The sequence below is a fragment of the candidate division KSB1 bacterium genome, assembly GCA_034505495.1.
GTDB lineage: Bacteria > Zhuqueibacterota > Zhuqueibacteria > Residuimicrobiales > Krinioviventaceae > Fontimicrobium_A.
The window spans coordinates 1-20,413 of the sequence record JAPDQV010000013.1; the positions used below are offsets into that span (position 1 = coordinate 1).

Sequence of the window (20,413 nt, forward strand, 5' to 3'; positions counted from 1 at the left end):
ACGGTTCGGAATATGGATTACCTGGTCCTGGCGAGGAAAACTGGCGAATTTTTGCCATCTATCGGGTCTCCAGTTTTACCAAAGTCAAAAAATGTATGTCCATCTATGAATCAGAACGTTTTCTGTTTCTACGACAGCACTGCGAGCTTTATTTGCTCTACGGTAAGGAGCTGGAGCATTTGGAAGAAGGCGCCCACGAATTGGTCTAGTTATCCGTTTTTTTAAATAATTGATCCAGTTTTCTTCTTGCATCATCCGCCCGATGGTCCGGTCGAACCCCTTCCCCTGTCGACGGTTCGAAATACTCGCAAAAATTGGCTATGCTTTTGTCCTGCACCCGTTGCGCCTGCGGCTCTCGGCATTCTTTCCAGGCAACAGGATCATAGAGCGCACAGTTGAAACAGCAGCGCAGATAGCTGTCGCATTTGGGACAAGTGTCCTGTCGAAAAAGTTTTTGTCCAGGTTTTAAAACGATTTCATATCCGCATCGATGGCACTTCATTATCTTTCTCCCATAGCTGTTTGAGGCTTATAGAACCGATATCCGCATGCCCAGTTCATCGATTTGAAAATCAAAAAATCTGGCGCGGTCGTTAGGGGGCGCAACGATCAGCTCGCGGCGGATGTTCGCCGCAGCCTGCGAATCTTTGGCGACGATAAATAAAAAGCCGCCGCCTCCGGCGCCCAAGAGCTTTGCGCCGAAAATCCAATCTTTAATGCGATGAATAACGGCTTCTATTTCCGGGGTTGTTTGACCGTTGTCCAACGTCTTGTTGAGTTCCCAAGCGCGATGGATATTTTTCCCGAACTCATCGATAAAACGATGATCCAGGTTTTCCTTCATTTCCTTCGCCAAAGAGCTCAGTTCATCGAGCACCTGCAGTGCTTCCTGCTCCCGCCGGAGATATCTGCCGACCACCTGCCGCAAAAGGTTTTTTGCCATTCGTCGGTAGCCGGTATAGTATAACAGAAACCGTTCATCGAGTTGTTCGCTTGGGGATGTGAGATGAGTCCATGACAAGCTCGGCGTTTGGTCATAACCGGGCTGGGTGGTGATCAGCTTGACGCCGCCGGCCACACCGCCGATTTGATCCTGCCATCCACCGCCGGTGGTCATGAGCTGTTCAAGAATGCTGGTCCGCGCATAGATTTCTTCACGCGGAAGTGTTCTGCCGCATAGTCTTGCCAAAGCCGCAATAATGCCGGCGCCGAGGATGCTCGAGGTACCGAGCCCCGATCCTGCGGGCAAGGCGCTGAAGAGAGTCAAATCGATGCCGCCGCCGTACGGCATAAGGGCTTCAGCCAAACTTCCCTGAAAATCGAGCGGTATCAATCCGGCGGCAAACAGCGCCGCTTTGGGCAAAGAGAGCCAATCCGACGGATCCTCGAAACGCCGCAATTCCTCGAGGCTTCGAACCACAGCGCGCTTACCCAGGTCAATCGAGTTGATACCGATCAGGCGATCATCCGCCGGGCGTTTGGCTACGACTTGAATGGGATATTGACCATTCAAAGTAATCGAGGCGTTCAACACACAGCCGCCGCGTTCGAGACAGATCGGCGGCGTATCGGTCCAGCCGCCGGCAAAATCAAGTCTGGCAGGCAGCAATACCCAAACCACTTCATCGGAACGAATCGGCCGGCCGGGCGTCAAGGGCAGGCAAGCGAGTCCCAAATTGACGGCGTCGCGAATTCTTTGGAACGATTCCTCATAGTATAAATCAGCTTCTTCTTCGCTTCCCGTTTCCTTGTATAGTGAAGCCAGCCAGAGCTTGGCGCGCGCTTCCTGCAGGGGCGAGCCTTTAAAGTCCTTCAAAATATTAACGGCGGTTTTACGCTTACTTTCGTTATCCAAAAGATCTTTTAGATCGTTAAAAGAGATTTTGTCCTGTTCCAATTCCGATTTAAAGTCTGCCAGTCGCCGGCGTCGACGAATTTCGCAGCGATGTTCTAAAAGCCGATCATAATCGATGCTCAGCATAATTTCTTTCAGACTGAGCCGCTCGGATTTTAGCCATTCAGCTGAAGGCTTGCCTTCCTGCAGAGAAAGAACGGCCTGTACGGCTGCAAACGGCGTCGAGTCAATTGGGAATAGCGCCGCATCCCAAAGATTTCCCTGATTCGCCCTCAAATCGCCAAGATTGCAGCTCGCCAAAAATTCAGCAAATGGGCGATTCAAATAGCGTGCATCATCCGACTTGAAAGAATCCTGAATTCCATAAAGAATCGCGACCCACTTCCCGCTCTGTATCGGCAGAACAGTTAAACAATTCCCTTTTTTCAAACGAATAGGGCCGGTTCCTTCAGGAATGTTGTTGAGGATGTTCTCACCGGAGAGTTCAACAGGACTATCCAACAAGCTTCCTTCGATCAAACAAGGCTTCTCAACGGCCAGCTTGCGGCTGGTGATTTCGGCATTATAAACCCATGCCGATTTAAGCTCCGGGAAAAGCGCGGCATTGGAGCGGACGCCGTTGGTGAACCGATAAAGTGCAGAGGCTTGGGTCAAGCTGTAAAAGTTGTGCAAAAATTCTTCGCTGCGGCCGACATGATAAAATCCGCAATAAGGCAGACAGCTTACATAAAGAGCAATCTCGCGCAGCTTGTCGCCGTCCGGTATGTCGGCCTTGCCGCATACGGCATAGAGAATTTCGTGATAAAGGTTTAGATCGAGTTGACCCTGCGCGAACGAACGAATGAGTTCACGACAGTCCAGCAGTGTATGCACCGCGTCGGCGGAAAGATTTAGAATGCCGGTATCGAGCCAAATTCGGCGTGAGAAATCGACGGCGCCGGCGGCTTCCAATTCTTCCATGCTGGGCTTTTGCAATACATCGGCGACGACCGTCGCGCGAGTCGAAGGCTCGCGCACGACATAGACGCCGAAATAGCGGCCGTGCTGGGCGTTTTCGGAAAAGGCGACGCCGGTGATACCTGTCGGGTGGAAATTGACCATGGACGGATCAAAGTTGAGAAGCACGTCGCCGCTGGCGACGATCACCTGTCCGCCGCTTGCGCACGGCAGTTCGGCATAGCTGCGGACCATGATGTCGAACAGGCAGTCATAGTCCGGCGAAGGCAACGGCGTAAACAGCTTCCCCATGGCCGCATAGGCAGGCAATCGACGGCTGTCGCCGCCGCTGTGCAGAATAAGGATTCGTTGCGCAAACAGATTCTCGCCGAGGAGGCGGTGCAGCTGTTCCAAGACATAAAATGTGCTTCCGCCCGATCCGATGCGCTTGCCCATCGGGTCGGGAATGACCTGAATATTACGTACTGGTAACGATTGCTGCAATTTTTCTTCGACTTGTCTGCGGTATCCTGACGCCTGCGCCTCATTTGCCGCCGTCAGGATACAGTAATCAAAAGGGGCGATGGAGTTTGTACCCATAAGATCTCCGGTCCGGATGTCAGTGCATCGAATGGGATGCAAGGAGTTCAAGGGAGAGACGCAGCGCAGCTTCCCAACCGGAATCGTCGATTCCGATTTGGTTTTCGACCTGTTTGACAGCGCGATAGGCCGCCTGCGCCTCGAGAAAACTGAAATAGCCGAAATAGCGACGAACGGAAAGCTTTAAAAAATGGGCGGATTCCACTATTCCGGTGGGAAAGGGCTCTTTATACTTTTGGCCGGGCGGCAGATCGCGCCATGGAGTATCGAACGGCTTGCTCACGCGTCCTTCACCGCGGCGGCGATGCTCCCAAGAAGCGCTCATTCTCCATTTCCGAGCGGGCCTTGCGCTTACGCCGAGAATCATTCGTTCGAAATCGTTGCCCAAAAAGTGGCCGATCGGCACGTTACGGTGCAGGTATTTTTCCCACGCGCCGCCCTGCCCGTTGTAGGTTCGATTGGTCACGCGTGTGTACTCGGCAAACAAATCAACGCCAGGCAATCGCGGGGGATCCGCCCAATTCAGGCCTGCCGTCAGGCCGTACTCGGGCGGTTCACCCTTGTCGTCGACATTAGCGTGCTCCAGCTGCACATCATCCAGCAGGAAACTGCCGTAAAAAGTAAGCCGGTTCGCCGCCAATGCAACAACATCCAGTTGCGCCATGACGTTGGCGGTCTGCGGTCCGTTGTGCTCTTCGCCGGTGAAAAAGATCAGCGGATTGAGAAAGGACAATTCGAAGCCGGCATTGGGGCCGCCGTAAAGGGCCGTCTCGCTCAAGGCAATGCGCAGAAAAGGTTGCGGGTGCCATTCGAGGCGATGGCCGGACAGGAAGCGGTTTTGCTGCGCGGGTTTGGCGTTAATCGGATAATTGGTTTGGTCAAGCTGCGCGGCAAAGAATGAGAATTGAAGATTAGGGTGAGTCCATGCGCCGTAAAAATGATCCATCGGCCTCGCCGAGGCAGAAATCATCAAAGAAGCATCGCGACCCGGCCCCCATACGAGGTAATCGCGGCCGAGCCGAAAGGTGAATCGACCTGTTTTGAAGGATAAATAAGCCTGCTCGGTATAGGCAGCCCAACCGCCCTGGCGCTTACCGATGTAGAGCGAGTCAGCATCGAGCTGATTGTCGATGTAGAACGAAGTGACGGCTTTAATTCCCGGCGCTACGGCAGCTCCGAGGCCCAGGCGCAAAGTCGAGTGCAAAGGCTGGTCGGCTTGCGAGGAAACTCTTTGGTCGAAGCGATTCCAGGTAAAGAGGAACTCACTGCTGCCTTGTCGGTTCCAACGCCGCAGATACAGCCCGATAAGATCTGCTTCCACTTGTTCCGCCTGCAACGCTTCGATATCGTAAGGCATTTGCAAAAGCGACAAGTTCCACAAGCTGCCGCGGTGCTGCAGAAAACGGACTTCATCTACCAGCCAATGGTCGGGAGCAATGGTTTGTCCGACGACCGGCCGACAAAGGATCAGCAAGGCAAAGCCAAAAAATATTTTAATAAGCGTTCTTATTAAAAAGCCCTTTCATCAGCGTCAGCAGGATTATACGCAAATCGAATGAAAAAGACCAGTTTTCGATATAAAAAATATCGTATTGAATTCGTTTTTCGATGGAAGTGTCGCCGCGCAGGCCGTTGACTTGGGCCCAGCCGGTGAGGCCGGTTTTGACCTGATGGCGGATCATGTACTCCGGAATGTGGCGACGGAACTTTTCGGCAAAATAGGGGCGTTCGGGTCGCGGTCCGACGACGCTCATATCGCCTTTGAGCACATTCCAAAATTGCGGCAGCTCATCCAGCGAGGTGCGGCGTAAAATCTTTCCTATAGGGGTGACGCGCTCATCTTCTGGAGTGGTCCAGCGTGTATCGCTTTCCCCCCCTGAATCGACGCGCATGGTTCTGAATTTGTAGATCGTAAAGGGGCGCCCTTGTGTGCCTAAACGGGTCTGCGCAAACAGAATCGGCCCTTTCGAGGTCACCTTGACCAACAAGGCGATCAAAATCATCAATGGACTGACAAGGACGAGAAAAACCAGGCTGAAAAGAATGTCGAACGCCCGCTTGAGGTAAACATACTGCCACGTATCGACCGGATTGGGACGTACTCCGATCAAGGGAATGCCGTTGAGGTTAAGCACTTTGGCGCGAGGATGAATGAATTGAAAAAGATCGGGAATGATGTTCACTTCGATGCCGGCATATTCGCATTCGCGGACCACTTGCTCCAAATGCCGCGACTCTTTCATACTCAGAGCGACAACAACCCGATCGACGGCAAAATTGGCGAGAATTTTCGCAATATCGGAAACTCTTCCCAAAAGCGGTCGCGGCAAGTCGCTGTTAGCATTCGATTCGTCATCCAAAAAACCCAGCACTTGGTAGCCGGTTTCGCGATGGGTCATGATTTCATAGGCGAACCTTCTTGCAGTCGGTCCGGCGCCGATGATCAATAGATTCCGCGGTTTGGCGCCGAACCATTTAACTTTCAGCGAATATTGGAAAAAAAAGTGCCAAGCCGTCAGCAGGAGCGCGCTGAGCGGTGCGAAAATCAAGAGCATCAATCGAGAGACGTCGAAAGACTTGAAGATAAATCCGGTGCCTGCATAGAAAAACAGAGTGGAAACCAGCGAAACGGCGATCGCCCGGATGTCGACGACTTTCACGGAGAGCTTTTTCCCGGAATAGAGGCCGCTGAACTGCGTAACCAGGAGCCAAAGGAACAGCAGGAGAGCAAGATTGGGCAGATAATGCCGCAGCGACGGCGCGGTGGTCATCTCTTCCGGCAAAGGAAAGAGTCCGAACCGCAGATGGTAGGCTGCCAGAAAGGATAGGAACAAAATCACCAAATCGACGAAACGACGCAGACCGTTCAAAATATTCGAGTGTTCACGCAGCATATTGTTTTCGATTTTTATGTTCGCATCTTGCGTGCTTCATTCAGCACAAATTCAAAACGTTCAGCGATGGTCGATAAGCGAAAATTCTGTTCCGCATAACGCCGACCGTTTTCCCCCATGGTCATGCGCAAGGCTTCATCCCGGCGAAGCTGCTGCACCGCCGCGGCCAAATCGGAGGCGGTTTGCACCGCTTCCCCGACACCTATGCGACGGACGTATCGCGCGGCATCGCTCGTTTCCGGCGCCGTAATAAGTATCGGCCGTCCTGCACAGCATGCCGTCCATATCTTTGAAGGCACACTGTACCGAGCGGCGTCTTCGTTCAACAGCACCAGATGGACATCGCCGCTTGCCAGCAAAAGCGGCAGATCCCGAAACGGCTGCAGCGGCAGAATAAGCAGATTGTCGAGCTGAAGCTCCCGTTTTTTTGCCTGCAGAAAGGGCAAGGCAACACCGTCGGCTGCAACCACAAAAAGAATTTCTTGTATCGACTTGAGATATTTAGCGGCATCGATTAGGGTTTGCGGATTCTGTTTCATGCCGAAGGTGCCCGCATACAAGACCACAAACCGGTCCATCAAGCCGTAACGGCGGCTGAACTCGTTATCTTTGGGCAAAGGGCGAATCGTGTCCGGCGAAGCCCAGTTCCGAATAAGGTGTAAATTCGGCTGTCGGATCCCCCAATCGCGCAGACGTTCAATGAATTGTTCCGCAACCGCGATGACGCCCGCAGACTGCTGCAGGCAGCGTTTTTCAATTTGCCGATAACAGCTGCCGACGGCGTAACCGATCACTCCGAGTTTTTTGCCGAGAACCGCAGCCATGGCATCGCTGAGGATGTCCTGCCACCAAAAAACGAACGGGATGCGGCATCGACGCGAAGCTGCGAAAATGTGCCGCAGGGCTTCCAGAGGGGTATCGGCGGCCAAAATGACATCAGGCCGTTCTTTTTGCAGCAGGTCTGCGGCCATTTTACCATAAGCGCGCTCCGCCGCCCACCGCGGTAAGAACCCCGCCTTGCGGTCGAAAGGCAGCCGCAGGTTGACGACAGTCAAGCTGTTCTCAGAAATGAAATCGCCTTGCGGACTGGCGCTGTCGCTGGTGTAGACGTGAATGACCTCATGCCCGCGCCTTGCCAGTGCGCGGCTGAGGTCATAGATGAACGCATAGCCGCCATAGTCGCTTAACAGCAGCTTCATTTTATTTCTCCCTCGAAAAAGGAGCGGTAGAGGGCCGCATAACGTTCTCCAAGGATCGAAAGGTCATAGCGACGTTTAATTTCCGCATGCATCTCCTCCCGAGGCCAATGTCGGTCCAGAAGGGAGTCGACCATTCTACGGAGAGTCTCCGGCGAACAGTCGCCGCATAGGGCGCCGAAATGAACGTTTTCCCGAAACGGCGGAATGTCGCGCGCCAAAACCGGTATGCCGCAGGCCTGCGCCTCGATGTTGGTTTTGCCGAAGGTCTCCTGGCGCGATAGGTTGATGAGCAGCGACATGGCGTTGTAATGACGGCGCAGCTCGTCGAGGTTGCCGGTGAAGGGAAAGAGATCGACATGAGGCAGGCATTTCAACTGCTTTTGCGCATCCGTTGACAATCGGCCGACGAGGCGAAAGCGAAACGGCAATCCGGCATCGCGGACATAGAGAATGAATTGCATTAGATCCTCGAAGCCCTTGGTGCTGAAATCATGGCGTACAGCCACCGCACCGATGACCGGCTGAGCATTCCGGCGTTCTTCAGGGAACAGCATCGAGCAATCTATGGCCGGCGGAATGACGGATAAAGGAGCGCCTTTGAGATGACTATAACGCACATTCTCCGCAGCATGTTCAGAAATTGCAACGAGTTTGAGAGAATTCAGCGCTGCAAAAGCGCGCTTTTTTTGCTCATGCAGAAATGCCGACCGATCGATCCACACGGCAGGATAGACGTCGGTATGCGGGCAGCTCACACAATGAGTCTGCCACTTTTCGCAGTTTTGACTGAAACTGCATCGGCCGGTCAACGGCCACATGTCGTGCAGCGTCAGAACGACGTTTTTTTCCTGCAAAAGATAAAGCGAACGCAGATCAAAAAAATATCCCTCCAGATGGTGCAAATGAATGATGTCGAAACGGGGTGCCAATTTTGACAGCAGGCTGCTGAAGAGCGGCGCATAAAGGCTGTCCAAGCCGAGGACACGGGTGCGCACGGCATTGAACAGCACAACCGATTTGGGCAGCAACTTGGGAATGACACGCTCTTCATCAACGGATTCCCGCGGACACCAGAGATAGGAAGCGAACCCGTCGATACGATTTACGGCGCGATGGATTGCCAAGACATGAGCTCCGGCTCCGCCTTTGCTCAACGTTGAGGTGATTCTCAAAATCCGAATCGTCTGCACGGTTTACAGCACCCTGCGCAATAGTTCGGCGGCCTTTTCAGCCGCTTCCTGTACGCTGATCTGCCGCAGGCACGATTGATGCCCGCAAGTGGTCAACAAACAGCCTGCACATTCAATTTCCCGTCTAAGGACGATATGTCCTCGACCGTAAGGACGCCATTTAAAGGGTTCATCGCGGGCCGAAAAGATGGCCAGGCAGGGGACGCCTACACCCGCGGCCAGGTGCATACCGCCGGTATCGTTGCCGATGTAAGCGCGGCAGCGGCGCAGCAGCGCGGCCGTCGGCCGCACCGCAAGGCCTGCGGCATTCAAGCCGGTTTTCCATTGCGACACCAGGTCATCTCCCTGCTCCTTCTCGTCCCTGCCGCCGATGACAATGGGGAAAATCGAAAACTCGGCAATGAGCCGTTCGATCAATTCAGCATAACGATCCATCGGCCATCGTTTTGCCTGCATTTTCGAAAACGGCGCTACGGCCACACAGCTATTTTCCGGCAGCGTAATTCCTTTTTCGGCAATCAGTTTTTGCGCTTCGACTTCATCCTCCGAATTCAACAGCAGGTCGAAGGAAATGTGATCGACCGGGATTCCGTCCTTTGCCAGGCGAAACAGGATACGCTCGGCTTCATGAAGGCCTGCGCTTTCACCTGTGAACGGGCCGAAGCCGCGAAAACCGAGGAGCAGGCCGATGCCGAGCGAGCGGAAATAGATTCTATCCCGAAAAATTTGTCTCCTTTGCCGTCGCGAGGGCGTCAAGTAAGCGACGGCATCGAATCGTCGTGCGCGCAAAAGCGGCCATAATCTTACCAGTGAATGGAGATGCCGCCTGCCTCCGTCGGCGCTTTTGGGAAATGCCACGATATCCGCAAAAAAATCCGAAGAAAATAAGTCGGCGGCCTGCACATAGCCTTCGCCTTCCACTCGATCGGTCAACAGCGTGAAGCGGGCATGTGGAAAAGCCTTGCGCAGCGCCCACAACGATGGAAGAATCATGATGGTGTCGCCCAAATGGCCGATATGAAAGACTAAAAGCCTTTCGACTTTCATAGATTCCAATCCTGCAAAGGCGAAAGGGGCTTGTCGGGCTGAATCTGTTTGACCGACAACTCGTAACGCCGTAGAGCGATGACATCCTTTTGGAGGGTGAGGTGGCCGGCAATCACGGAGAGAAAGAAAAGAATCTGTATCGAGTAGGATATAAAAAGAGAGTCGTTTAAAATCCATACGCAAAAGGCAAAGAGAATGAGATAGGCGTGATAGAATTCAAAGCGGTCACGGGTTCTCTTTAAAAGCGGCGAAACCATGAACCACAAATAAACGATCGTTGCCGGAATACCATAACGAACGGTAAACAGCAACCCGCTTTCGCTGGTCGGTGCGGCTTCATTGCCGACCAAACGCCCTCCTTCGTAGCCGGCGTCGATGCCGAAATCATAGAAAGGAATATAGTACCCATGTCCCCATATCGGTTTGCTGCGGATCATTTCCACGAGCGTGTTCCACAAAACTTCTCGGCCGGCTAAAAGATGGTAACGCGCCTCAGGCATAAAGCGCAGCGGCACACGTTCATGTACCCAAAGAAAAAATTGATAGACGTAATAGTAGAGATCGTTATTAAAAACGATCAGATAAATAATGACTCCGGCAAGTGTAATGGCGGCGAGCAAATAGCCGTAATGAAGGCGGAACAGTCGGAACAGAAGAAGAATCGGCAAAAGAGCAATCGCGACCTGACCGGTTCGCGATCCTGAAAGCACCAGAAAGCCGATCGAGAAAGCGATCGTCAAAAGATGGAAAAATTTTTTTTTCGAGACCAGGAAGACGCCTGATATAAGCGTAAGGGCGGACAGATAAACGCCGAAATGGTTGCCTGAGCCATACATCAATTGAGCGCGGTTTTCGATGCCGTTGCATTGCCAAACATAGAGCAGAGGCGCATCCGGCGCGTCATATGCCGTTAAAGCGGTAGAGATCAGAAGAGCGGCATAAAAATAATAGGGAATCGAGCCGAACAGTTTGGTAAAAAAGATCTCTTCATCTTTGTAAAAAATGACATAGTAAATGATAAAATACATGGTAAGTACGGCGATCAGAAACTGGCCGGCATTAAGCAGGAGCTTGGGTTCGAATCCATGAATTGCTGTTACACCTATTAAGGTTGCAATGAGAAGAAGGAAGGGTAAATTAAGGCGGGGAAAGTCATGCTTGCGCTCAATAATGCGGCCGACAACCAGTCCAAGAAAAATCATGAGCCATAGGACGGAGAAAAATCGAGACTCCTGAAAACCCACTAAGGTCGGCTGCAAAATGAAGAGAAAAAAGAAAATCAATTGAACGATCTGCAGCATATCAGGCTCCGGCAAACAGTTTCTTTAAACGGAGGAGCGTAAAAAAAGTCGAATCTACACCGACGACCTTATAGGCGGCGGCGGCGAGGGTGAGGTTCCAAAGGCTGAGGGTGGCGGCTGAAACGGCCGCGGCACCGACGGCCCCGTATCGGCTGATAATCGGCGCGCCCGCAACGAGGTGAAAAAGCACGAAACCCGCCATCATTCGTCGCGTGAGCCGTTGCCGGCCGCTCATGTTGAGCAGATAGGAAGCCGGACCGGAGAATGATTTGATCGTATGGCCGAACATCAGCAGCAACAAGAGCAGGAACGCTTTACGGAACGGGGGGCCGAATGCACCGAGCACCGTTTTGCCGAAAACCAAGAGAAAAAGATCGGCAAACAACGTTGTTGCCGCCAACAATGCGGCAGAGACGGCCATAATGCGTTCAAGTTCGCGCATTCTCCTTCCATAGTAAAATTCTGAAATCAACGGCGCGGCAATGGAATTGACGGCGAACAAGGCAAAGGAAACGAAAAACGCAACTCTGGCTGCCGCGGAAAAGAGCGCCACTTCCTCCGGCGGTGAAAAGAAACCGAGCAGAACAACGGCAGCCTGATTAAAGACGATATTCATCGCATTCATCCACATCATATCGGTCGATATTCTGCGCCATTCAGCCGAACGATACTCTGCCGCAGCCCGTTCGAATTCCGGCGGCAATATGCGAACCAGCATCCATGTGCCTAAAAGAAAAGCAACCAGCACGACCACAAGGTAGCACCACCATGCCGTTTCGGCGGTTAAAGAGTGTATTCGCGAAACAAACATCAGCAAAGGAATAAACAGCAACGGCCTTACGACGCTTTCCGGAAATTCAGCAAGCACGACATGCCGGAAACCCCGCAAAGCCGCCTGTCGCACCATGGTCAAAGTGTAGAGAGGAATGCAGAGAAGCATGACCCAAAGGGCATCACGCTGAGCGGCGACAAAACGAGGCCTATCTGCAACCAGAAGTAATGCGCCCAGCCCCGCGGCAAGCAGCGAGGCGAAGAGGGATCTTTGAAAAGAAAAGGTCAACACGCCTTTAAGAAGCGGCCATTGCCCATTGACGCGATACTCCGGCACAAAGCGGAGCAGCGAATTGTCATAGCCCAATATGGTAAAGACGGTTATGATCAACAGAACGCTTTGCGCATAGGCGAAATAGCCGTACTCTGCAGCACCGAGGAGCCGCGCTGCAATGATTTGGCCGAGCAGCATTAAAAATGCACCGAAAATTTTTAACAGAAATACCGAGCCGGCACCTACGGCAAAGGTGCGCCCCGATTCGCGGCTAAGGATTCGGGATAGAAATTCGAAAGGCACTTTCACGTCGGTTATCAGGGTTGTGTCCGCGGACGAGGATAAGCGTCGACGAATATTGAGGCCGCAACCGGATCGATAAGAATCGACCAAGTCGCACTTCCTCCGCTCATATTGACGCGGCGATCTTCGATACGCCGTTTGACTTCGGCGGCGGTTTCCCCGAAATAGTTGTTGCGGGCGATGATATCGGGATAAGAAGGATATTTGAGCGAATAAGCGCGAATGAACAACGTCGACCCGAGTTGGAGCAGGTTATTTTTTTCGATCAGCGGCGAGGCATTGTCGAGGATGTTGATCGAATATTTGGTGCATGCGACAATCGTGTTGAGCTGCAGCGTCACCCGGCTTCGTTCGTTGACCAAGCTGACGACATTAACGCCAATGCCGCACTCGGCTATATAATTATAAAGCAGATCTGCCGTGCCTCTGAACTCGATGCTGCAGCCGACATCGCAATGGGTGATGCCGTTATCCGTCAACATCGAGCGGCTGCTGTTTGAAACCATACCTAGACTGTTCTGCCAATATCCCGGCGGGTTGGTGACGAGATTACCGATCGCGTTCAGCTGCGAATTCGTTTCGGCCTGGACGGCCGCCTTGCATTTATAAAAGAGTGAGCCGGAAACTTCCCCATATCCCTCGTTGGCAATGACGACGCCCCGATCGTTGATGTCGCGGAAAATGCACTGTCGGATGGAAACCCTGCCGCCGCGACAGTTCACCGCCATATCCGCATGATCAAAAACCGAACTGACCAGCTCCGCTTCGCCAAAGATTTCGAGACCCCTCCAAGATCCGGCGTTTTGCTGATCGAGTACATCGGTGGTAAAAATCACGGGCTCCTCCGCGGTACCGATGGTCACCAGCTTGCCGTAAACGATCAGCTTGCCGTATCCTTCAAAACGCACAACCGCCCCTTTGTCGATCAGCAGCGTCACACCTTCGGGGATCGTCAAGTCGTTGGCGACGATAATGTGGCGTCGGCTGTCCCAAACCGTGTAGAAATCAAGCTCGCCGGTGACCCGCCTTTCCGGATAGAGCACGACTTCTTCCAGCTGTAATGACCGGTCGAGATTGGGAAGGATCCGCCTGCCGTACCCTTTTTTCTCGATGACCAGGTTGTAGTTGCCTTCAGGAACTTCATCGAATTTGAAAAAACCGTCGGCAGCGGTCTGTGTTTTGTAAAGCGGACTTGCAAGCCGCGGCTCGAATAGCACGGGCTGACCGGCCGGTACGCCTAGAGAAGGAAAACGGCTCTGGAGATTCGCGATCGTTGTATCTGTCGGTAAGGCGGAATAAAGCATTACGGAAATTCCTTCATGGGAAACCATACCGCTCAGCTTGGCCGAACCGGTAATCGTTAATGTCCGTTCCTGGTAAAGTTTTCTCGTGCAGGCGAGGGACAAAACAAACAGCAACAGAAGGAAACGGAAGCATTCTATTTTTCTACCTACAGGCGTTTTCATGGTTTCCGGCCTTTAACAGCGCTTGACGCCGCTTTTATGCAATTTTTTTCAATTCGATCGAACGGGTGTCGACAAGTATCGATTTGCCGACGGCTTCGATGGTGATTACGAAATAATGCGCACCTCGTTCTTCAACGATGCGGCCTTCTAATCCCATGAGAATACCGCTGCTGATCCGCACATAGTCGCCGACAACAATGCCGTCGCGCACCTGCAGATCGACGCCGCTTTTGAGAAGACTGCGGATGGTCTCGATCTCTGTCTCGCGCACCGGCATAGGCTGATTATTAAAGCCGACAATTCGCACCATACCGGGCGCCTTTAATACCTCAAACCGATGGACGAACGGCACGCGGCAGAAAATGTAGCCCGGAAAGAGCGGTGCCTCCACCCACCGTTTGCGGTCTTTCCATTGGTTCAAAGTTTTTCGCAACGGCAGGTAATGATCAAAGCCCGCCGTCTCTAAATAGCTCTTGACCTTCTTTTCGTGCCTCGGTTTGGTGACAAAGGCGTACCAAAGCTCCTCCCAATGCGAAACCATCCGTTACAACACCCTCCTGTTTTCGATTCACAATCGTACGTCGACCGTCGTTTTCCTCTTTTCACGCGGTTTCTTTTCCCCGTCTTCCGCATAGTAATAGTAGTAATATTGGTGATGGTAATACCCGCCGTAAGAGTCGGCGCGCGAAACGTGGTTCAATACGACGCCGAGAATCGGCGCCTTGATGCGACGGAGCTGATCGGCAGCGGCTATAGCAGCGCCGCGCGGTGTTTCTCCACTGCGAATAACCAACAGCACACCGTCGACAAAGCGAGCCAGAACCGAAGGATCGGTCACTGCATTCACCGGCGGCGTATCGATGATGACCATCGCATAGCGGCTGCGCAGTTCATTGAGCAGCGCATTCATACGCTCGGAACCCAGCAGCTCTGCGGGGTTCGGCGGATTGATGCCGCACGGCAGGAGATCCAAATTGGGTACATCGGCAACGGGAATCACCGCCTCTTCAGCCGTCTTTTGTCCGATCAGTACGTTCGTCAGGCCAGGCTGATGCGGTACCTGAAACAGCTTGTGCAGCATGGGTCGGCGCAGGTCGGCGTCCACAAGACAAGTTTTGGCGCCCATTTGCGTAAAAGTAATTGCCAAATTGGCTGCCGAGGTTGATTTTCCTTCGCGCGGGCCGCTGCTGGTGATCAAAATGACCTGCTTTGGATTTTCCGGCGCGGTAAACAATATGTTGGTGCGCAGACTTCGATAAGCTTCCGAAATCGGTGAACGCGGCCTTAGGTGCGTGACCAGCCTCTCGTTGATGGCCGTCACTTCCGGGTCTTCCGATCGGGGCGTTCGAAGACCTGAAACCAGGGCCTTTTCCGGCCGAATCTCGGGTACAGCGGCAATCATCGGCAGGCCGACAGCCTCTAAATCCTGCAGCGAGTTGACCGAATCGTCCATGTACTCCATGGTAAAAGCGGCGGCCGCGCCCAGGCTGAGGCCGATCAGGAAGCCTAGGAATAGGTTCAGCTTTTTTTTCGGACGAATCGGCTCGCGCTCCTCTTTTGCAGGATCGATGATCCGCACATTACCCAGCTGACCGACTTCGGTGATGCGCGACTCTTGATACTTTTCCTGCAGCATGATGTACAGCTTTTCCGCCACCTGGGCCGCCCGCGTCAACCGCGCCAGCTGCAGCTTTTTCGCCGGTAGGCTTTCCAGCTGCCGATTGTACTCATCGACAATCTTTCCATAAGCCTCCACCTTGGGCTCCAGCGAACGAATGTCGATTTCGACCTCGATTTTGCTGGTAAACAACGAGCCGGAAATTTTGGCCGGATCGACGAACTGGTTGGAAGCGATAGAGGTGACTTCCTTTTTGAACTGCTCCTTGAGCGCTTCGATCTGCCGCGTGGTCAGCTCAATCTGCCGACGCGTATAGGGAGAGTCGCCTTTTTGGATCGTCTCAGCCTGATAGAGCGCCAGTTGGGATTCCTTCTCCGCAATGTTGCGGGTAAACTCTTCCAGCGCCGTAGTTTTACTGATCGATTCGATGTTGAAACTGCTGTTTTGGCGCTCCAACTCGGCGTTGATGTAGGCCAAACGCTGCCGCGCCGCTTCCAAGTCGGTGCGTGCCGAATTGTAGAGCGTTTCGAACTCGGTAATCTTGCGCACCAGGTCGGCCGTCTCCTCGTCCAAAGAGACGACTTTGGCAGACTCTTGATAAGCCCTCAGCTGCTCTTCCGAACCGGCCAGCTCCCGTTCGTAAAGCGCCAGCTGCTTTTCCAAAAAGTCTTTCACCTGACGAACTTCGGCTTGGCTCTCTTCTTTACTGATGCGTTCATAAACGGAGGCTACAGCGTTGGCAACAAAATAAGCCTCGAAGGGGCTGTGTGCACGGAAGCGAATCTCAATCATATCCGTGTTGCGGATGTGGCGAACGCTCAGCCCCTCGCGCAGGGCTTTGACCTGCTCGTCAAAAATTTCGTTTTCATCCATCTGGCCGCGCAGGTTCAGCCGAATCCGGCGCAGAAAACTGAGATGATGCTTCAATGTATCGGGCCGCTCCAGAACCTCGAACTGCGCGGCATAGGGCGTTTTAAGCAGATTGCGTACTACACCCTCCGCCAAAGTACGGCTCTTTAGCACCTCCACCTGATTGTTCATCAGCGTCTCTTTGGTGATGGCGGAAGTAAAATTAAAAAGAGATTGGCCGACGCCGCTGCGATCCTCGAGAATCAGCCGCACCGTAGATTCATAGACCGGCTTTTGAAAAAAAGTCAAGAGAATCGTAATGACCATGACGACCGAAAATGTCGCCAGGATTGCCTTACGTCCCCGATAAAATATACGCAGATAATCCCGCCAGGTTAAGTGCTGCTCGGAAAGTCTGCTGAATAATCGACCGTTGCCGGGACCTTCATAAAGCCTCGGTTCGTTCATCGCACCATTCTCAACTTTGGTTAATCATTTCGCCGCGAGTACCATTGCGCTAAATAAATTGCCTGCACAATCATGGCTATGCGGAAACCCAATTCGAACACTTTGCTGACCAAATAAAAGGTCGTCCCTGATACCACCACCGTATCGCCGGGCAATAAAATGGGATTCTCTTTTAAATTACCCGTATCGACAAAACTTTTAACGTCCACATCTATGACTACGCTCGAGTCTCCCTCCGCCAAAGTGCGGACAACGCGGATTCTTTTTATGCGCGCGTCTTCCCGCGGGCCGCCCGCCCAGGAGAGAAGCGAAACAAGATCCGTCTCAAGCGGCACCATGTACTGGCCCGGCATGTTGACGAATCCCCACACATTGACCGGCATCAGCACTTGATCCTGTCCACCCAGATAATATTGAGCCGCCCGTCCGGTGGCGGGTCGTTGCTGCCCAAACGTTAATGTGTTCAAGCTGAGCATGAAAAGCATCGCGGCAATTGCTGCACGACATCTCATGGATCATCTCCTGCCGAATAGGCTTGATTCAACGCTTCAGCGCATGTCGATGACATCCGCGCCGTCGGGCGGCGTAAAATTAAAGTCGCGCGGCGTCAACTTGACCGATGTGTCGATATTTTTCACCTCAAAAAGGGTAATGTTGTCATTCACATCGGTCTGCTCGATCTTGCGAATCAACCGGCTCTTTTCATCGATCCAAAGCTTCATGCGGGTGACGTATTGATCTTCCGATTTCGCCTTCATGAGCACGCAGCGCATGCCTTCCGCATCCGAGGCCGCAGGTTGAGCCGTGTATTCGGTCAGGTATTTGTCGAGAAACTCTTTGATGAAAGGATTGTCGCTCGTTGCATTTTCCGGACGATCGATGACCACTTGATTGTTGGCTTTGGTAAAAGTCCAAAGAACCTTGCCGTTGGTGACAATCAACTGGTCCGGGGTTTCGATGCGGAATTGGTTGCCGTCCAAACTGCAGACGCGCCCGCTGAGGGTCTGAACCTCACCCGTCAGCTTCCAGTGAAAGGTCTGCGTAAACTCGGCGCAGACCGATTTGAGCGACTGATAGGACTTTTGTACGCTGCGCAAAAAATTGTCTGTTTCAACATCGGCGAACAGATAACCGCCTACAGCAAAAAGAAAATAAACGATTTTACCAGCTTCCCTCATCGATACCTCTTCTCATCTTTCTATGTTATCTCTCAAGTTTTACTTTTACCGTGCAAATGACAGCGGGATATCAAGGAATTACACAATCTTGTATGAAGCAGCAGCTTTAAAGTTCCTCGTCTTCCGTTTCATCCTTGAAATTCATCGCCTCCAGGTCTGCCGGAGTCATGAGCACCTCGCGCGCTTTGCTTCCTTCAAACGGTCCGACCACACCGGCTTCTTCCAATTGATCGATGAGCCGAGCCGCCCGCGAATAGCCGACCTTTAATTTGCGCTGCAGAATGGAGACCGATCCCTGACCGCTGAGTACAACGATCTTCATCGCTTCTTCAAAGAGCGGGTCGCGATCACCGCCTTCAAGAGAATATTCAGCGCCTTCTTCCTCTTCCTGATAGGCGGCCAAGGGCGCTTTGTTGAACTCGGGCTGATGGCGGACGAACTCGATCAGCTGCTCGATCTCTTCCAAAGAAATATAAGCGTTATGCAGACGAATCGGCTCGGCGCTGCCGGGCGGCAGAAAGAGCATGTCGCCACGGCCCAATAGCTTTTCCGCTCCGTTCATATCCAGGATGGTGCGCGAATCGACTTTGGTCGGCACCTGGAAGGCAATGCGCGCCGGAAAATTTGCCTTGATGACGCCGGTGATCACGTCCACCGACGGTCGTTGCGTAGCAAGGATCAAGTGGATGCCTACCGCACGCGACATCTGCGTCAGCCGCGCAATGGGCTCCTCCACTTCACCGGATGCGTTGGCGGTGAGCATGAGGTCAGCGAGCTCGTCGACGATCAGCACCAGATAAGGCAGCGGCAAAGGCTGGTCCTGTCCGCTCGGCGCATACAGGCCGTCGCGAATTCTTTGGTTGTATTCATCGATGTTTCTAACGCCGGCCGCCGCCAGAAGCGAGTAGCGACGTTCCATTTCCAGCTCGACCGATTTCAGCACTTGAATGGCCGATTTGGCGTTTGTGGCGACTTTTTGTTTGGCGCCTTCCACATAGTTCAGATGATGGCGATAAAGCTTAGCATAAGCGGAGAGCTCGAGCCGCTTGGGATCGATCAACACGAGCTGCGTTTCCGCAGGAGTGGACTTGTACAGGATACCGGCGATGATGGTGTTGAGGCAGACACTCTTGCCGGAACCGGTAGAGCCGGCGATCAACAGATGCGGCATTTTGGCCAAGTCCGCATAATACGGTTTGCCGAAGATGGTTTTCCCCAACGGCATGGTCAAAGGTGAAGCGGCGGCGCGAAACTCGGGCGTATCGATCACTTCACGCAGATAAACGATTTCCGGTTCGGGATTTGGGATTTCGATGCCGATCGTCGACTTGCCGGGAATCGGAGCGACCACGCGAATGCGTTGGGCGCGCATAGCCATTGCAATATCATCGGCAAGCGACACCACGCGCGAGAGGCGAATGCCGGGGGCAAGCTCCAGCTCGTACAGCGTGATGACCGGCCCCGGATGAATCTCGACAACCTGCGCCTGAATGCCGAAATCCTCGAGCTTTTCTTCCAAAAGTCTGGCGTTGGCGCGATAGTCGTCTTCGCTCAAGCCGCGCGAACGACTCTGCGGCAGGGTCAGCAGTTCCAAAGGCGGTTTCCGGTAATTCTGCAGATAGGAGAGCTGCTCTTTATAATCCAACCTGGCTTCGGCTCGCGGCGCTTCTTCCGGCGGCTCTTCAGCCTCTTCTTCCCGCAACTCTTCGAGAGGCTTCACCGATACTTGAGGCGGCCTTTCCAAATCCGATCGATGAATCTGCAGTTGTTGACGACGGAAAGGAACACCTTGGTCTTTATGTACCTCTTCCTTAATCTTTCGTGTTGCCTGCTTTGGCCGCCCCACATAATGCAGATTTGCCAATTTCCTAAAGAAATCCTCAAAGGGAAGTAAAATGTCGGAAAGCCGCAGGGTTGAAATAAACAGCACCGTGAGAATGACGGCACCGATGAGAAAGATAACCGCACCGATAGGCCCCAAAACCACAATCATGCCTTTAGCGATCCAGCTGCCGAGAAGACCGGAAAATTCGATTCGCGAGGATCCGCTTGCGGCGCTGCTTATGCCGTCGACAAGGGCAAAAGCGATGGAAACATAGAGGGCAAAAAGAAGCGTGTAAAATGTCCATCGGATCAGCGGATAGGAATCTTTGTGCAATAATCGGTTCCATCCCCAAAAGAAAATCAAAAAGGGCAGAACAATGGTTGCGTAGCCCAGCGTATATCGAATCAAAAAATGCGACAAATAGACTCCCGCCCAACCCGCAAGGTTACTGATCCGGTGACCTTCGAAAATCGATGCGGGGGTTTCTTCAGGCGAGTAGGAATAAAGAGCGGCAAAAAGCAGAATGCTAAAGACGATGAGCAGAATCCCCATGATCTCCTGCTCTTTTTCCGGGCTCATCGCCGCAGCGGTTCGGCGCGGGCTTTTTTGCACCAACCGTCTTTTTCTTCTTTTGGTCAT

General features: G+C 52.9%; 16 protein-coding genes. 1 reads left to right on the forward strand and 15 read right to left on the reverse strand.

Annotated elements, in window-relative coordinates:
- A partial coding sequence (locus ONB24_07325; GenBank protein ID MDZ7315917.1) for a hypothetical protein occupies positions 1-209 on the forward strand: 209 nt, incomplete at its 5' end.
- Here ONB24_07325 and ONB24_07330 read toward each other — a convergent pair.
- The 15 genes from ONB24_07330 to ONB24_07400 form a co-directional block, all read right to left on the reverse strand.
- A complete protein-coding gene (locus tag ONB24_07330) occupies positions 206-502 on the reverse strand; it encodes a hypothetical protein (GenBank protein ID MDZ7315918.1) in 297 nt (98 codons plus the stop codon). The two genes, ONB24_07325 and ONB24_07330, sit on opposite strands and share 4 nt — an antisense overlap.
- A gap of 27 nt (positions 503-529) precedes the next feature.
- On the reverse strand, positions 530-3,391 hold the full coding sequence (locus ONB24_07335) for a hypothetical protein (GenBank protein ID MDZ7315919.1): 2,862 nt from the start codon (positions 3,389-3,391) through the stop codon (positions 530-532).
- A 19-nt stretch (positions 3,392-3,410) separates the two neighbouring features.
- Positions 3,411-4,865 carry a capsule assembly Wzi family protein gene (locus tag ONB24_07340; GenBank protein ID MDZ7315920.1) on the reverse strand — a complete coding sequence of 485 codons (1,455 nt, stop codon included), beginning with the start codon at positions 4,863-4,865 and terminating at the stop codon, positions 3,411-3,413.
- Between the two features lie 19 nt (positions 4,866-4,884).
- On the reverse strand, positions 4,885-6,285 hold the full coding sequence (locus ONB24_07345; protein MDZ7315921.1) for an undecaprenyl-phosphate glucose phosphotransferase: 1,401 nt from the start codon (positions 6,283-6,285) through the stop codon (positions 4,885-4,887).
- Between the two features lie 14 nt (positions 6,286-6,299).
- Entirely contained in the window at positions 6,300-7,484 is a 1,185-nt protein-coding gene (locus ONB24_07350) for a glycosyltransferase family 4 protein (protein MDZ7315922.1), read from the reverse strand.
- Entirely contained in the window at positions 7,481-8,674 is a 1,194-nt protein-coding gene (locus ONB24_07355; GenBank protein ID MDZ7315923.1) for a glycosyltransferase, read from the reverse strand. Before ONB24_07355 ends, ONB24_07350 begins: the two co-directional genes overlap by 4 nt.
- Before the next feature lie 3 nt (positions 8,675-8,677).
- Positions 8,678-9,721: a glycosyltransferase family 9 protein gene (locus ONB24_07360; protein MDZ7315924.1), complete on the reverse strand. Its 1,044-nt coding sequence runs from the start codon at positions 9,719-9,721 to the stop codon at positions 8,678-8,680.
- Positions 9,718-11,022: an O-antigen ligase family protein gene (locus ONB24_07365; protein MDZ7315925.1), complete on the reverse strand. Its 1,305-nt coding sequence runs from the start codon at positions 11,020-11,022 to the stop codon at positions 9,718-9,720. Before ONB24_07365 ends, ONB24_07360 begins: the two co-directional genes overlap by 4 nt.
- Before the next feature lies 1 nt (position 11,023).
- Entirely contained in the window at positions 11,024-12,376 is a 1,353-nt protein-coding gene (locus ONB24_07370) for an oligosaccharide flippase family protein (GenBank protein MDZ7315926.1), read from the reverse strand.
- An 8-nt stretch (positions 12,377-12,384) separates the two neighbouring features.
- Positions 12,385-13,836, reverse strand: coding sequence for a right-handed parallel beta-helix repeat-containing protein (locus ONB24_07375; protein MDZ7315927.1), 1,452 nt, complete (start codon positions 13,834-13,836; stop codon positions 12,385-12,387).
- Positions 13,837-13,870: 34 nt separating this feature from the next.
- Positions 13,871-14,377 (reverse strand): UpxY family transcription antiterminator, encoded by a 507-nt coding sequence (locus ONB24_07380; GenBank protein MDZ7315928.1) that lies wholly within the window; start codon positions 14,375-14,377, stop codon positions 13,871-13,873.
- A gap of 27 nt (positions 14,378-14,404) precedes the next feature.
- Entirely contained in the window at positions 14,405-16,771 is a 2,367-nt protein-coding gene (locus ONB24_07385) for a polysaccharide biosynthesis tyrosine autokinase (protein ID MDZ7315929.1), read from the reverse strand.
- A 20-nt stretch (positions 16,772-16,791) separates the two neighbouring features.
- Positions 16,792-17,283, reverse strand: coding sequence for a hypothetical protein (locus ONB24_07390; protein MDZ7315930.1), 492 nt, complete (start codon positions 17,281-17,283; stop codon positions 16,792-16,794).
- Positions 17,284-17,319: 36 nt separating this feature from the next.
- Entirely contained in the window at positions 17,320-17,949 is a 630-nt protein-coding gene (locus ONB24_07395; GenBank protein MDZ7315931.1) for an outer membrane lipoprotein carrier protein LolA, read from the reverse strand.
- Between the two features lie 106 nt (positions 17,950-18,055).
- Positions 18,056-20,413: a DNA translocase FtsK gene (locus ONB24_07400; protein MDZ7315932.1), complete on the reverse strand. Its 2,358-nt coding sequence runs from the start codon at positions 20,411-20,413 to the stop codon at positions 18,056-18,058.